The 15,085-nt window shown below is 71.4% G+C and carries 11 protein-coding genes and 2 pseudogenes; 8 read left to right on the forward strand and 5 right to left on the reverse strand.

Annotated features, from left to right (window positions below):
- Positions 1 to 82: 82 nt before the first annotated feature.
- From ACGFN2_RS00080 to ACGFN2_RS00105, 6 genes and pseudogenes are all read left to right on the forward strand, one after another.
- Positions 83 to 202, forward strand: a pseudogene (locus ACGFN2_RS00080) (hypothetical protein); the annotation flags it as partial.
- 220 nt (positions 203 to 422) lie between these two features.
- The gene (locus ACGFN2_RS00085) at positions 423 to 977 is read left to right on the forward strand and encodes an SRPBCC family protein (RefSeq protein ID WP_393356278.1); all 555 of its coding nucleotides are present in this window, start codon (positions 423 to 425) and stop codon (positions 975 to 977) included.
- A gap of 108 nt (positions 978 to 1,085) precedes the next feature.
- Positions 1,086 to 1,925, forward strand: a complete 840-nt coding sequence (locus ACGFN2_RS00090; protein WP_393356280.1) for a 4'-phosphopantetheinyl transferase family protein — start codon at positions 1,086 to 1,088, stop codon at positions 1,923 to 1,925.
- Between the two features lie 65 nt (positions 1,926 to 1,990).
- A complete protein-coding gene (locus ACGFN2_RS00095) occupies positions 1,991 to 2,326 on the forward strand; it encodes a hypothetical protein (protein WP_393356282.1) in 336 nt (111 codons plus the stop codon).
- Positions 2,323 to 3,180, forward strand: a complete 858-nt coding sequence (locus tag ACGFN2_RS00100) for a 4'-phosphopantetheinyl transferase family protein (protein ID WP_393356284.1) — start codon at positions 2,323 to 2,325, stop codon at positions 3,178 to 3,180. The genes ACGFN2_RS00095 and ACGFN2_RS00100 overlap by 4 nt, the downstream gene beginning before the upstream one ends.
- A 424-nt stretch (positions 3,181 to 3,604) precedes the next feature.
- Positions 3,605 to 4,426, forward strand: a complete 822-nt coding sequence (locus ACGFN2_RS00105; protein WP_393356286.1) for a BTAD domain-containing putative transcriptional regulator — start codon at positions 3,605 to 3,607, stop codon at positions 4,424 to 4,426.
- 107 nt (positions 4,427 to 4,533) lie between these two features.
- Here ACGFN2_RS00105 and ACGFN2_RS00110 read toward each other — a convergent pair.
- The 4 genes and pseudogenes from ACGFN2_RS00110 to ACGFN2_RS00125 all read right to left on the reverse strand — a co-directional run bounded on the left by ACGFN2_RS00110 (position 4,534) and on the right by ACGFN2_RS00125 (position 11,152).
- A pseudogene (locus ACGFN2_RS00110) lies at positions 4,534 to 5,801 on the reverse strand (IS3 family transposase).
- Positions 5,802 to 6,532: 731 nt separating this feature from the next.
- Positions 6,533 to 8,095: a GMC family oxidoreductase N-terminal domain-containing protein gene (locus tag ACGFN2_RS00115; RefSeq protein WP_362601094.1), complete on the reverse strand. Its 1,563-nt coding sequence runs from the start codon at positions 8,093 to 8,095 to the stop codon at positions 6,533 to 6,535.
- A gap of 16 nt (positions 8,096 to 8,111) precedes the next feature.
- On the reverse strand, positions 8,112 to 9,695 hold the full coding sequence (locus ACGFN2_RS00120) for an APC family permease (protein ID WP_393356289.1): 1,584 nt from the start codon (positions 9,693 to 9,695) through the stop codon (positions 8,112 to 8,114).
- A complete protein-coding gene (locus ACGFN2_RS00125) occupies positions 9,683 to 11,152 on the reverse strand; it encodes an aldehyde dehydrogenase family protein (protein ID WP_393356291.1) in 1,470 nt (489 codons plus the stop codon). The genes ACGFN2_RS00120 and ACGFN2_RS00125 overlap by 13 nt, the downstream gene beginning before the upstream one ends.
- Positions 11,153 to 11,388: 236 nt before the next feature.
- Between ACGFN2_RS00125 and ACGFN2_RS00130 the strand changes: the two genes are divergently transcribed.
- Positions 11,389 to 11,886 (forward strand): DUF6314 family protein, encoded by a 498-nt coding sequence (locus tag ACGFN2_RS00130; RefSeq protein ID WP_393356293.1) that lies wholly within the window; start codon positions 11,389 to 11,391, stop codon positions 11,884 to 11,886.
- 84 nt (positions 11,887 to 11,970) lie between these two features.
- On the opposite strand, the gene ACGFN2_RS00135 is transcribed toward ACGFN2_RS00130, so the two are convergent.
- Complete coding sequence (locus ACGFN2_RS00135; protein WP_393356295.1) at positions 11,971 to 13,494, reverse strand: hypothetical protein; 1,524 nt, start codon at positions 13,492 to 13,494, stop codon at positions 11,971 to 11,973.
- Between the two features lie 191 nt (positions 13,495 to 13,685).
- Here ACGFN2_RS00135 and ACGFN2_RS00140 point away from each other — a divergent pair, with 191 nt between their 5' ends.
- Positions 13,686 to 15,011 (forward strand): PucR family transcriptional regulator, encoded by a 1,326-nt coding sequence (locus ACGFN2_RS00140; RefSeq protein WP_393356297.1) that lies wholly within the window; start codon positions 13,686 to 13,688, stop codon positions 15,009 to 15,011.
- Positions 15,012 to 15,085: the final 74 nt, after the last annotated feature.

Consider the following 15,085-nt stretch of genomic DNA (forward strand, 5'->3'; position numbering starts at 1 on the left):
GGGGTCACCCATGCCTTCGCAGCGGGTGCACTCCACCCGGCACACCGTCTCCGTGGCTGCTCCCGCCCCGGTCGTCTACGGCATGCTCGCCGACGCCCCCCGTTGGCCGCTGTTCATGCCCTCCTGCGTCCACGTCGAACGCATGGACTTCGACGGGGCCGTGGAGCATCTGTGGGTGTGGGACGTCGAAGGTGACCGTGTCCGCTCCTCGCGTCTCCGGCGCGTGCTTTGGCCGCGCACACGGTCCATCGACTTCGAGGAGTCCGAGGACGTCGCGGGGGGACGCGACCCCCTGGCCGGCCGCGGCGGCGGCCGGCGCCTGGAGCGTCGAGCCCGAGGGCGACACGAGGTCGTCACTGACCCTGCAGTACGAGGAGCCGAGCACGGGCCGGGCCGGGACCCCGGACGCTCTCGAGACGGATGTGCGCCTGCGGCTCGACCGGATACGAGAGGCGGCCGAACAGCGAGACAGGCTCGACGAGTTGCTCCTCGCCTTCGAGGACGGCACGCGCGTCGACGGTTCCCCCGAGCTCGTCTACGACTTCCTCTACCGCGTGGAGGACTGGGCCGATGTGGTCCCGCGCGTCGAGCGGGTCCGGGTGACCGAGGAGCGGCCCGGCGTCCAGATCACCGCGCTCGACACCTGCGTCGCGCGCACTGGACTGACGGTCACCACCGAGGCCGTACGACTGTGCTTCCCGCACGCGGGACGCATCGTCCACAAGGCGACGGCGCCCCCCGACCTGATCGCTGCACACACCGGTGAATGGTCCCTCGTGCCGGACGAGTCGGGGCTGACCGTGGTCTCCGCCCACCAGGCGCTGCTCCGCCAGGAGGCCATCGGACCGGTCCTGGGGGAGGGGGCCTGCCCGGCGGACGCCCGGCTGTACGTGCGCGAGTGGCTTGGCCGCGCCGACCAGGAGGCGCTCGGCCTGGCCGGGTGGCACGCGCAGAGCCCCGTACGCCGACTGCGATGACGACGACCGAGGACGAGACAACGACCGAGGACGAGGGGAGGCCCGCGATGATCCGCACGCCGTCGGTGGACGTGGCGCGGCGTGCGCTGCGCCCGTGCCCTCGTGGCCGTGCTGCCGGATACGGCCGCACACCTGGCCGCGGCGGTGCTGGGAGTCGCTCGGGCGGCCGACGACACCGGCGCGGGCGTCCTCGGCGGCCCCGACTGGGCCCTGCCCGAGCAACGCGGCTTCGGGGAGGAACCGCACCTGAGCCTCGTCCACACAGAGGAGCTGATCGTCGCCGCCGGCCGCTGCGGCCCCATCGGCGTGGACACCGAATCCGTCACCCGGCAGGTCTCCTACGACCTGCTGCGGATGCAGGTGTGCACCCCCGAGGAGGCCGAGGTGCTCGACGCGCTGCCCGAGGCCGAGCGCACGGCGCGCTTCCTGCGACTGTGGACGCTCAAGGAGGCGTACACCAAGGCCCTCGGGCAGGGGATGCGGCGCAGCTTCAGCGCCGTGGGATTCTGCTGGGACTTCGGCGGACGTCCTGCCCTGGCCAAGAACTCCGCTTCGGCCCGGGCCCGGTCCTTCGCCACGAACCTGGTCCAGGACCGCTATCTGGTGAGCGAGGCCCACTGCCGGGTCGAGGCCGAGCCCCGCGTACTCAGCGCTCCGGACGAACTCGCGGACCCCGGGCCGCCGCGTGGGGCGAGTACTGGAGTTTCCGGGGCCGGGACACTCCATCGGACGATGAGGGCCGGCCGGTCCGCCGCCGCAGGTGGCGGGTTTCGCAAGGGTTTCTCCAGCGGAGCGAGAGCGTTCGTCGAGCGGGGTGTCCGACGGTGTCCGAGACGCTGGAGGAGGGGGCATGGGCGATTCGGGTCACGGGGAGCTCGCACTACGCGTCGAGCGGGGCCGGGTCACCGACGAGCTCCCTGCTGGAATCACGGGCCGGATGGTCTGTAGGGGGACTGCCAGGATCTACAGGGGTGCAACGGGTTGTCTGGGGTAGCGGGAGCAGTGGATCCGGTGTGGCATTGATCTGGCGGACGCTGGAGAGCGCCGGACGCACCGGCGCCCGGTTCGAGGCGCTCACCGCGGCGGACGGGGAGCCCCGGGCTGTCGGCGTCCACGTCGCTCACGGCCCGGCCGGCCACGCACTGTCCGCCGCCGAACAGCCCGACGGCCCAACCGCCGTGGCGCGGGCGCGGCGCCTAGAGGCGCTCGCCGGGCTGTGGCCGGCCGGTGTCGATGTGACGCGCGGCTATGCGCACGGAGCCCACGCGGTGGTGGCGCTGCCCGGCACCGCGATGCTGCGCCGGCCGGTGGGAACCGGCCTTCCGACGAGCGGCGGTCCTGCCCGATGACCACGGCCGAGCAGCCGCACAGCCCCGAGGCCGCGCCGTACCCGGGGCCTGCCGCCGAGCAGGCGGCGGCCGCACAGGTGAAGGTGTGGCTGTGCCCGAACGACGCCCTCGCGCCCGAACTCGCGAGTGTGCTGGCGACGCACTGGCTCGACGAGCAGGAGCAAGAGACCGCGCGCCAGTTCCTCTTCGAGCGCGACCGCAGGCAGTATCGGGTCGCCCACACCCTGGTACGGCGGGCGCTGGCACTGGAAGCCGGGCTCGTCGAGGCGGAGCTGGTCATCCGGCGCTCGCAGCGCGGGCGCCCCTTCCTCCAGCCGATGCCCGGCGGCCTGCCCCGCGGCGGGGCGCACCTGGACTTCAACCTGTCGCACACGGGTGGCTACAACCTGCTCGGCATCGTCCGCCGGCACCGCATCGGCGTGGACGTCGAACGCCTCGACCGGAACGCGCAGGCCATCGAGGCCATCACGGCCACCTTCGCGCCCGAGGAGCAGGAGTGGATCGCGCGCAGCGCGCCGGGCCGCTCGCGCGGTCGGCGGGCGCTGCGGCTGTGGACGTTGAAGGAGGCCTACTCCAAGGCGCGCGGCCTCGGACTCGGGCTGCCCTTCGATGAGTTCGCCTTCACCCTGGCCGACGACCGCGGGGTGACGGGTTTCCGCCCGCCCGCGGACGACCAGTTCACCCGGTGGCGGTTCGTGGAACTGGAGCCGGTGCCCGACGTTCTGGCTGCGGTCGCCATATCGGCCGACGACCAGCAGTCGCCAGTGCTCCAGCTCCACCACGGATTTCCCTGGGCACGGACGGCCCCGCACCGCATCACCCTGCCCGATCCGGTGGGCACGGCCCTGCCCTGATCATCCGAAACGGCAGGGGTTCTTGGGCGTTGATCCGTGCGTGCCTGAACCGGTGGGGACTGTGCGGCGCAGGCTGTGTTGGACTATCGGCTGCCCCCCCCGACGAGCCGGTGAACGCCGCCCGCAAGCGGAGCCTGCCGCAGGGGGTGTCTTCCCCTGGAGAAAAGCCCTGCGGCAGAGCACGCGTGACGTCGGAATGGTCATCGGCCGGGGGCCGGAGCGGAATATCAAGTTCAATTCCAGCGCCTGTTCATGCGTTCTTTAATCCGTCATGCGGTGGCGCAACACCGCACTTGGACATTGGCTAGAGAGCCGCTATAGGAAAACGCTCGGGGGGCACGGCCCCGGGTAGCGTGCGCAAGGACGCGGGTTTCTGGCCACCGAAAGGAATCGGACCAGGAGATCGACGAGGGCGGAGGATGCCGTGCAGATCAAGATTCTGGGTCCGTTGAGTGCCGAGGCCAACGGGAACTCGATCGTTCCGACGGCTGGCAAGCCGCGGCAGGTCCTGTCCCTCATGGCTCTGCACCCGGGACGGGTCATACCTGTGCCCACCCTCATGGAGGAGCTGTGGGACACCGCGCCCCCGGTGAGCGCGCTGACGACGTTGCAGACCTACATACAGCAGCTGCGCAGGAAGCTCGGTACGGCGATGGGGCCGGCCTCTCCGGCGGGCGCGAGGGACGTCCTGGCCACCCGGTACGGCGGCTATCTGCTGCAGATCGACGACGACTGCGTCGATGTGCACCAGTACGAGAAGCTGCTGCGGGAAGGACAGAGCGCCTTCGAGGCCGGCGACAACGAGGTGTCCGCTGCCAGGTTCCGCGCCGCTCTCGACCTGTGGACCGGGGCGCCGCTGGTGGACGTGAAGGCGGGGCCGGTCCTCGGTATAGAGGTCAGGCGGCTGCAGGAGAGCCGCTTGGTCGCCGTGGAGCGGCGCATCGACGCCGATCTGCGCCTCGGCCGCCACGCCGAACTCATCGCCGAACTCACCGATCTGACAGCTCGGCACCCCCATCACGAGGGGCTGTATTCGCAGGCCATGCTGGCCCTGTATCGCTCGGGACGGCAGGCGTCCGCCCTCGAGACTTACCGCAGGCTGCAGAGGGGGCTGGTCGAGGCACTCGGCGTCGAGCCCTCGCCGCAGCTGCAGCGCATGCACCAGGCCATTCTCTCGGCTGACCCGCTTCTTGACGTGCTGTCGGGCCCCTGCAACGCCTCGACCTTCGACCTGTTCGCGGCGTGAGAAGGCGCCCGTGACGGCACGGGCGCCGGTGGTCTCGTTGGAGGAGGCGTGAAGGGGGAATGTCCGTTCGGGGCTTCCCCCGGGATGGTAGGCACCGGTTTGTGTGGTTATGCGGTGTTTTCCATCCTATCTGGGGCGAGTGCGTGCTCGCGTTCGTAGTCGAGAGGGCAGAGCTGTCCGTTGGTCGAGTGCCTGCGCCAGGTGTTGTACCTGTTCGGCCAGTGGAAGACGGCGCGTCGGCAGTCCGTGGCCCCGGGCCAGCGCCGGGCGCCCTTGAGGAGCTCTCGTTTCAGGGAGGCGTGGAAACTCTCGCAGGCGGCGTTGTCTGCGCTCGTCCCGACGGCCCCCATGGACTTGTTTCACGCCCAACTCGCCGCACAGATCGGCAAATTCCTTCGATGTGTACTGGGCTCCGTGATCGCTATGGAAGATCGCGCCGTCCAGGCTGCCGCGGGTGACTGCGGCCATTTTCAGCGCGTCGGCGACCAGCTCGGTGCGCATGTGAGAGGCGATCGACCAGCCGACCACGCGCCGGCTAAAGCAGTCGATCACCGTCGCGAGGTAGCGGAACTCGCCGTCCCCGACCGGGAGATATGTGATACCGCCCATGTACTTCAGGTTCGGCGCGGGCGCTGTGAAGTCCCGCTTGAACAGGTCGGGCACCGGCGTCGCGGAGGGCTCGGGCACGGTCGTGGTGACCTTCTTGCGCAGGTGCGTGCCGACGATGCTGAACTTGCGCATCACGCGGGCGACCCGCTTCTCGTTCACCCGCTCGCCCGCCCTCGCGCCCGCGTTCAGCTCTGCGGTGATCCGCGGCGAGCCATAGGCGGCACCGGACTCCTCGTGGACCTTCTTGATCCGCCGGGCCAGCGCGGCGTCCGCGCGCTCCCGCGCCGCACGGGCCTCGGCGCCGGCCCGCCACTTGTAAAAGCTCGACCGGACGACACCGAGAAGGGAACACAGCCGCGTGACCTCATGGTCTTCCTGGTGATCCTCAACGAACTGAAAGCGGCGGCTCACCAGCTCGTCTCCGACGCGAAATGCTTCGTCGCCTTCCGCAGGATGACCCGCTCCTCCGCCAGGACCTCACGGTCCTTGCGCAGGCCGACGTTCTCCTGCCGCAGAGCGGCGTTCTCGGCCTCCAGCCGCGCGATGCGCTCCTCGGCCGTTCGCCCGGCCTGCTCCGGCCCGACCGCCGAAGGGAGATCCGCCCATCCGGCCCCGGGGCGGCTCCGGCCGCCTTCACCCACTGCCGCAGCTTCTCGGCATGGACCCCGAGATCCGTCGCGACCTGCGAATACGTAAGTTTCGGATCGGACCGGTACAGGGCTGTCGCATCAGCCCGGAACTCCTCCGAAAACGGCTTGCGCCCCATCAGCGCCATCTCTTCCTCTGGATCCACAAGACCCAGTGTCCGTGATGTCTGCCATCCAGGGGGAATGTCCGTTCTTCATCGTCGAGCTGCATCCTTCGTACGTGCGCCCCGTGTCTGCTCCGCGTGACGTCCCAGGTCGAGAGTCATTGGCGATCGCGAGCGGGATGGCGCCGCACTCCTCCACCTTGTGCGAGTGAATGCCGGGGTCACCTCTTGCGGTGGTAGCTGCCTGGGTGCAGTCTCCCCGTAGAGGTGGGAATGCCCACCTCGGTTGTGGTTGACGGCGTGAATGGCCTACCCGACCGGCGGCTCCTGTTTCCATGTTCTGAGTGCCCTACCCAAGATTCCAACCGGTGGCTATGGCCATTGCGAGCTCGCCCCGCAACACCGGCATGTGCGTAAGGTGCGTGTCCCCCCTCGAACGCCAGCGAGACCCCTGCTGAGCAGGGGTTTTCTGCATTTCTGGGGCGGCGGGGCGAGAGGTGTCCAAAATGCCTGTTCCATTCCCCTTTGATTGGGAGTATCCTGAAGACCGGCCTACGGGGCGAGCGAGGGAGTTCGACCGGACTGGCCTCGGGGAAGGGAGTTCTGGCTCTCGCCGAGGACAAGAGGAAAGGTCGGGCTGAGAGGCCGGAAGGTCGTAAGACCGGACGGCGACCCCCAAGCACCTGATCCGGACAATGCCGGCGAAGGGAGCCCACCTCGTAGGTCTTTGGTGTGCGCGGGCCGGGTCAGCCGCCGCGGATCATCTCCGCGCACTTCTCCCCGATCATCATCGTCGTGATGCAGGGGTTCACCGCCGGCAGGAACGGCATCACCGAACCGTCGGCCACCCGCAGACCCGTGACGCCCTTGACGCGCAGCTGCGGGTCGAGCGGTGTCGCCCGGTCGTCGGCGGCGCCCATGCGGACCGTGCAGGCCGGGTGGTAGACGGTGTTGTGGGTGGTGCGGATGTAGTCGAGGAGTTCGGCGTCGGAACGGGCGGAGGGGCCCGGGGCGAGTTCGGTGCCGGCCCACGCGGCCATGGCGGGCTGGGAGACGATCTCGCGGGCGAGCCGGAGACCGTGGGTCATCACGCGGATGTCGTGTTCGTCGGTGAAGTAGCGCGGGTCGACCCTGGGCTTGTCGCGGAAGTCGCGGGTGCGCAGCCGCACGGTGCCCAGGGAGCGGGCGCGGGTGACGTTCGGGGTGAGGCAGAAGGCGTTCTCCGAGGTGGGGTAGCCGCGGCGGTAGGTGTTCATGTCGAAGGGCACCTGGCCGTAGTGGAACATCAGGTCCGGGCGGTCCAGCCCCGGCTCGGTGTCGGCGAAGATGCCGATCTCCCACCACTGGGTGGAGGAGCGGACCATGGGCTGCTTGGCGTCCCACATGATCACGCCCTCCGGGTGGTCCTGGAGGTTGGCGCCGACGCCGGGGGAGTCGACGAGCGGTTCGATGCCGGTGGCCCGCAGGTGGGTGGCCGGGCCGATGCCGGAGAGCATCAGGAGCTTCGGGGTGTCGATGGAGCCGCAGGAGACGACGGTCTCGCGGCGGGCGGTGACGGTGCGGGTGTGGATCAGGTCGGGGGCGAGGTAGTCGACGCCGGTACAGTGCCGTGCGGAGTCGAAGTTCAGCCGCCTGGCCTGGAGCCCGGTGCGGACCTCCAGGTTCTTGCGGGTGCCCATGACGGGGTGGAGGTAGGACACCGAGGCGGAGGAACGGGTGCCGTCGGGGCGGCAGTTGATCTGGAACCAGTTCGCGCCCCGGATCACGGTCCGGCCGGTGTTGAAGGCGGTGGTCGGGATGCCGGCCGCTGCGCAGGCCTCCAGGAGGGCGACCCCGCACGGGTCGTCCGCCGGGACGCTGCGCAGGACGACCGGGCCGGTGCGGCCGTGGTGGTCCCCGGGGCCGTCGTTGCTCTCCAGCCGTTGGAAGAGCGGGAAACAGTCGGCCGCGCCCCAGCCCGTACAGCCCATCGCCGCCCACTCGTCGAGGTCCTCGGCCGGGGTCCAGAAGGCGATGCAGGAGTTGTGCGAGGAGCAGCCGCCCAGCACCTTGGCGCGGGCGTGCCGCAGGAAGCTGTTGCCGTTCTCCTGCGGCTCGACCGGATAGTCCCAGTCGTAGCCGGACTCCAGCAGCCCCATCCAGCGGTCCAGGCGCAGCACGTTGTCGTCGCCGACGTCGGAGGGGCCGGCCTCCAGGAGGCAGACGGTGGCCGTCGGGTCCTCGCTGAGCCGGGCCGCCACGACGGAGCCGGCCGTACCGCCGCCGACCACGACGTAGTCGAACTCGTCCACAGGTGCCTCTTCGGACATCGTGCCGTCTCCAGGTTCAGGGGGTGGGGTTGCCGGTGTCGCCGGTGGTCCTGCTGTCCGGGTGGACGGCGGCGTGCATGGCGAGGACGCCGGTGCGCTTGCGCTGGACGAACCAGTAGTAGGTGAAGCCGCCGATCGCGACGACGCCGATGAACAGGAAGGCGCCCCAGCGCAGATACCAGTGCTGCGGGCCGGTCGCGTTGTAGACGGCGGCGCGCGGCCAGGCGAGGTTGAGGGACATTCCCAGGCCCCAGAGCACCGCCAGGATGTTCACCGGCAGGCCGAACTTGCCCAGGGAGAACTTCCCCTTGGCCGGTGTCCAGTTGCCCCGCAGCCGCTGGACCAGCATCGGCAGGGTGACCGACAGGTAGGCGAGGTAGATCATGATGATCGCGATGCTGGTGATCACCGAGAAGATCTGCGGCTGGTTGACGTTGATGACGAGGATGCCGATCGCCACCAGACCGATGATGACGGCCGGCAGCACCGGCGTCTGGAAGCGCGGGCTGACCTTGGCGAGCAGGGAAGCGGCGGGGAGGTTGTTGTCCCGGGCCATCGCGAACGCGAGGCGGATGCCGGCGGTGTGCACCGCCAGCTCGCAGACGGTGATCGCGATGACCACGCACCAGAGCACGATCTGCCCGATGGTCGAGCCGAGCGTGGAGAGCACCACGTACTGCAGCCCGTCCACCTTCAGCTGCTCGGCCTGCAGGTCGGGCACGGACAGCAGCGCGAACAGCAGGATCAGCCCGCCGATGAGGAAGGACGCGACCAGGGCCCGCAGGATCGCGCGGGGGGCGTTGCGGCCGGGGTCCTTGGACTCCTCACCGAGTGACGAGGCGGTGTCGAAGCCGTACATGACGTAGGCCGAGGCCAGGGACGCGGTGAGGAACGCGCCGAAGTAGCCGAGGTTCTCGCCCGCGCCCAGACCGAAGGTGTCGGTCACCACGTCGGGGCCGCGGGTGACATGCGCGGCGAGCAGCAGGATCAGCACGATGGCGGCGATCAGCTCGATCGCCACGCCCGCGGAGTTGATGCGTGCCATGAGCTTGACGCCGAAGGCGTTGACCAGTGTGGTGAAGGCGATCAGGACGGTGCCGAGCAGGACGGCGTTCTCGGCTGCGGACTTGCCGGTGCCGTCGCCGATGAACTGGAACCACGACGAGATCTGCGGCAGCGTCACCTGGTAGGCCAGCGCCACCGCGGACAGCGAGACCATGGTCGCGGTCAGCATCATCCAGCCGCCGAGCCAGCCGATGTGCGGGCCGCCGAGCTTCTTGGCCCAGTTGTAGACCGATCCGGCCACCGGGTAGCGGGCGGCCAGCTCACAGAAGCACAGCGCCACCATCAGCTGTCCGACGAAGACCATCGGCCAGGACCACCAGTACGCCGGGCCGCCGTGGGCGATGCCGAAGTAGAACAGCTGGAAGGTGCCGGTGAGGATGGAGATATAGCTGATACCGGCGGCGAAGGTGTGGAAGTTGCCCAGGGTGCGCTTGAGTTCCGGTTTGTAGCCGAGCTCGGCGAGCGAGTCGTCGTCGTGTGATCCGTCCGCCCGGGTGCCGGGGCGGGGGGACTCGGGGCCGGTCACTCGAACCACCTCTGGGGTCGTGGTGCGGTGTTGCGCCAGATGTGCTTGGCCTCCTGGTACTCGGCCAGCCCCGCGGGACCCAGCTCGCGGCCCACGCCGGACTGCTTCATGCCGCCCCACTCCGCCTGTGGCACATAGGGATGGAAGTCGTTGATCCACACCGTGCCCGCGCGCAGCCGGGCGGCGACCCGGTGGGCACGTTCGCTGTTCTGCGTCCACACCGCCCCGGCCAGCCCGTACACCGTGTCGTTGGCGAGCGAGACCGCCTCGTCCTCGTCACGGAAGCGCTCGACGGTCAGCACCGGTCCGAAGCTCTCGTCGCGGACGACGGACATGTCCGGGGTGCACTCGTCCAGCACGGTCGGCAGGTAGTAGAAGCCGTGGGACAGCGAGGGGTCGTCGGGCGGGGAGCCGCCGCAGAGCAGGACCGCCCCCTCGTCGAGCCCGGCCGCCACATACGCCTCGACCTTGGCGCGGTGCGCGGCCGAGATCAGCGGGCCGGTGCGGGCGTACGCGTCGAGCGGGCCGCCGAGCCGGATGCGCTGGGCGCGGGAGACCAGTTCGTCGACGAAGGCGTCGTGCAGCTCCTCCTGGACGAGCAGCCGGGCGCCCGCCGAGCAGACCTGCCCGGAGTGCAGGAAGACCGCCATCAGCGCGTAGTCCACCGCGGTGTCGAAGTCGGCGTCCGCGAAGACGATGTTGGGGTTCTTGCCGCCCAGCTCCAGCGCGATCTTCTTCACGGTGGGCGCCGCCGCGGCCATGATGCGGCGGCCGGTGACCAGACCGCCGGTGAACGAGACCATGTCCACCCGCGGGTCCTCGGTCAGCACCGCCCCGACGGACGGGCCGGTGCCCAGCACGAGATTGGCGGCGCCGTCGGGCAGCCCGGCCTCCGCCAGCAGCCGCATCAGATGGACGGCGGTGTGCGGGGTCAGTTCACTGGGCTTCAGGACGAAGGTGTTGCCCGCGACCAGACAGGGGGCGACCTTCCAGGCGGTCTGGAGCAGCGGGTAGTTCCAGGGGGTGATCAGCGCGCAGACGCCGACCGGCTCGTGGCGCACCGTGCTGTCGATCTCCGCGGCACCGGCGTCCACCACCCGGTCGGTGCCCCCGGCGGCGCCGAGGTTACCGAAGTGGCGGAAGCAGTTGGCGATGTCGTCCATGTCGTAGCCGCTCTCGACCAGCCGCTTGCCGGTGTCCAGCGACTCCGCCTTGGCCAGCACGTCGCGGTCGCGCTCCAGCAGCTCGGCGACGCGGAGCACCAGACGGCCACGCTCGGCCACCGGTGTGCGGGGCCAGGACCCGTCGTCGAAGGCCGTACGGGCCGCGGAGACCGCCGCTGCGGCGTCCTTCGGCCCGCCCTCGTCCACGGTCGCGACCAGCGTGCCGTCCGCGGGGCAGCGGATCTCGCGCACCTGCCCGTCGGCCGCTGCGGTCCACTGACCGCCGATGAACAGCTCCGGCATGGTGGTGCCTCCGGTCTCCGGGCTCGTACGAGGCGGCCGCGGTGGGCGCGGTGCCCCGGCCGACGGTGTCGGGCCGCCGGGCGGCCCGCCGCCACGCGGACCTTCGGTGACGATCACTGCACCGAGAGTAAGACGGCCGGTACGGCTCCGCACGGTGCGAGGGGCCGGGGGAGAGGGGAGCGGCGCCGGGTGGGGCCGACGGAGTGAGGCGTCAGGTCGGGCGGGAGAATGGGCGGATGGGCAGTGAGCTGGGCCGGGAGCGGCAGCCGGAGCGGGAGCGGGGCGAGCCGGCCGCGGGGCCGTACCCCGTCCCCGATGTGGCGGCGTACCTCACCGGCCGCTGGCGCATCGAGCGCACCGTGTCCGACCTGCGGACCGGCGCCGAGGGCAGCTTCCGCGGCACCGCCGAGTTCCGGCCGGGACCGGCGGGCGAGGGGCTGCTGCACCACGAGGAGGGGCAGCTCAGCTGGGGCGGGACGGTGCATCCGGCGTGCCGCACGCTGCGCTGGCGGCCCCGCCCGGACGGCACCGCCGCGATCGACTTCGCCGACGGCCGGCCCTTCCACGACCTCGACCTCAGGACCGGCCGGTGGACCGCCGTGCACCCCTGTGCCGCGGACCGGTACGAGGGGACCTTCACCGCCGTCGGGCCGGACACCTGGCGGCTGGAGTGGCGGGTCGGCGGACCGGCCAAGGAGCAGTTGCTGCGCTCGGTGTACCGGCGGCTGGGGTGACCCGCGGCCGGACCGGCCCGGCCGCCACAGCGCACGGCGCCCCCGGGGACGAGCTGTCCCCGGGGGCGCCGGTCAGGAGCGGGATCAGACGGGGGGCAGCTTTCCCCGTCCGAAGAGCTTCCGCTCGTCGTGCAGGGCGAACGGCGTGGTCCGCAGGTCCGCGACCTTGATGCCGAAGATCTTCAGTTGCAGCATCAGCTCGGTCTTCAGGTCGTAGCCCGCGCTGAGCGCCCACGCCGGGGCACCGCCGTCGGACGCCCCGGCGGCCCGCCCGGTGAGGTGGACGGACAGATCACCGCCGACGCCCGCGGTGTCGTAGAGGAACACCTCGGCATGCGCCCCGACACGGGCCGTCGCGGTGGCCGCGCCCTCGACCCGCGGAGCCCCGCCCTTCGTCTGCTGCCGCGCCTCGTGCAGCGGCTTCCACCCGCCGTGGTCGCGGTCGTACGTCGCGCCGACGGCGAACGAACCGGCGGTGCGCTGGTCGGCGTCGAGCACGATGCGGCCGTCCGCGGTGAAGCGGTAGGTGAAGGTGACCTCGGTGCTGACCACGACGGGAACCGGGCCCACCCAGAAGACATGCCGTCCGGTGACCGCCGCGAGCGGCACCGCGACCTGCCCGGTGTCCGCCTTGCCCCGGACCTTGCCGTGCACCTGCCAGCCGTAGCCGTAGGAGCCGCCCAGGCCGATGGCCGCGCGCTGCGGCAGCAGGTTCAGCCCGCCGCGCTTCTCGTACTGGAAGATCAGCTCGGGAGTGAACGAGACCTCGCCGGACAGCCGGGCGGGAGACTTGGCGGTCGCCTGCACGCCCTTGGGCAGCGGCACGTTGACGCCCAGCCGCAGGGTGGTGAGCGCCTTCCGCGCCTCGGGCGACAGCGTGCTGCCGGACGAGCCGGGGGTGGGGCGGGTCCCGGACGGGGTGAGCTGGGTGCGGACTCCGGAGGAGCCGGACGCCGAGGGGCTCGGGGAGCCGGAGGCGGTGGCGTCCGGGCTGCCGGACGGCGCGCCCGGACCGCCGGACGGAGTGGCCGGGCCGCCGCTCTCCGAACCGGCGCCGGAGGCGGGCGTCTTGACGGTGACACCCGAGGAGAGCGGCCTGACCGAGACCTCACCGGGCCGCAACGCCGCGCGCTGGTCCACCTTCTGATCGCCGAGCAGCTCCGAGAGCGTGGCGGGGGCGGTGGTCACCCGCACCTTGCCGTCGCGGGAGCCGGTGACCTTGCCGACCTTGAACAGCGCACCCGAGGGGGCGTGCCGGTTGGGCGCGGCGGCGATCACATCACCGGTCCGTACGGTCTTGCCGGCCGACGGCTTGAGTTCCGCCTGCTTGCGCTGCGCGTCGTACGACGAGAGCTGCACGGAGACCGAATTGCCGGAGCGGGTCGGTGCGTCGGACGGCCGGGCGACCGCGGCGGTGCCCTCCGGACCCGAGGCGCGGGCGTCGTCGGGCACGGCACCGGGGGCCGTCGGCCCGGCGGCGGGTATGCCGGCCGAGGACGTGCGCGGCTCGTCGGGGCCCGAGAGCAGGGCGTGGGTGCCGAGGGCGGCGGGGACGAGCACGCCGATCGCGGCGGCGGGCACCGCGATACGACGCCAGGAAACAGCCATGGAATTCCTCGATGGTGCGGGGGACGGGGGAGGACAGCGGGGCCGCGCACCGAACGCCGGGACGAGTCAGGACGGCTGGGGAAAAGTCATCCAACATCGAACATCTGTAGGGGTTCGGGCGGCTTCCTCGTAGCATGGCGACGAATGATCGCTTTCGCCATGGGGAAAGACACCGAGTCGGGAGGGGACGGGTGGAGACTTCCACAACGGTGCCGGATTCCGCCGCCGCGCTGCACGACGGCATCGACGCGCTCACCGACGAGGTCATCGACGGCCTGCGGGCCCAACTCCCCTCCTACGCGGCGGTGCCGGCGGACGTGCTGCGCCCCCGGGTGCTGGCCTCCCTGCGCAACGGCCTCTCGCTGGTGGAGCGCTGGGCCGAGGAGCGGCGGACCGCACGGGAGACCGGCCGCGACGACGTCCCGGCGAACGGCATCCCGGCGACCCACCTCGACGAGGTGAGCGCCCTGGCCCGCTCGTTGCCCGTCGAGGACATCATCTCGGCCTACCGGATCGGTACGGACATCGTCTGGCGGCGGTTCGGTGAGGAGATGACCGGCCGGGGCGGGACCGCCGAGGATCTGCTGCCGATCGCCGAGACCCTGCGCGCCTGGGTCGACGCCAACACGCTGCGGATCGTCCGCGGTTGCCGGGTCGGGCTCCAGGGCGACGACCCGGCGGCGGACCGCCGGCATGCGGCGATGGTGCGCGCCCTGCTGCTCGGTGAGGTGCGGTGGGACAAGTCCCCGGCCGGTCCCGGCGCCCCGGGCGCCGGGTTCACCGGTGACGGCCCGGACGCCGGATACCGGCCCGAGCGGCCCGCCGACGACGCGGCGGGGGACGGCGCCTACGGGCACCGCACCCTCCGCCTCCCGTTCCGTGCACAGCTGCCCGAGGTCTCCCCGCCCGGCGGGCCGGACGGGGCCGCCGCGGACCACGCCGGCCCCGGCGACGGTGCCTTCCACCGGATCGTCGGCCTGCTCCGTCCCTGGCTCGCCCTGGACGAGGCGGGCCGGCCCCTGGTCACGACCGTGGACGGGGATGTGGCCGGACTGCTGGTGGGGCGCCCGGCCGGGCTGTGCCGCAGTCTGATGCTGGGACTGGGTGCCCCGGTGCCCGCGTCCGGTGTGGCCACCGAATTCACCCGCGCTACCCAGGCGCTGCGGGCCGCCGCCGGATTCGGGCTCGTCGGGGCGTTCACCCGCGAGGAGCTGGGGCTGCGGGCCACGGTCGTGGCGCTGCCGGCCGTGGGGGAGCAGCTGGTACGGCTCCGGCTGGCGCCGCTGGCCGAACGGGGTGAGGACGGCGCCCAGCTGGAGGAGGCCGCGGCCGCCTATCTGCGGCAGGGGCTGCGTCTGGACGCAGCCGCGCGGACCCTCTACGTCCACCCCAACACCCTGCGCAACCGCCTCCGCCGCTTCGAGGAGATCACCGGCACCAGCCTCCGCGACCCGGCGGATCTGGCCGAGGTCTGGTGGGCGCTGACCCACCGCCGGTTCCACGGACCGACGGGCTGAGAACGGAGGTCCGGGGACCTCGCCGGTCCCGGTGCCCATGAGGCCCGGGACCGGCGAGGCGGTCCGCCGGCGTC

Source organism: Streptomyces sp. NPDC048612 (genome assembly GCF_043199295.1).
Taxonomy (GTDB): Bacteria; Actinomycetota; Actinomycetes; order Streptomycetales; family Streptomycetaceae; genus Streptomyces.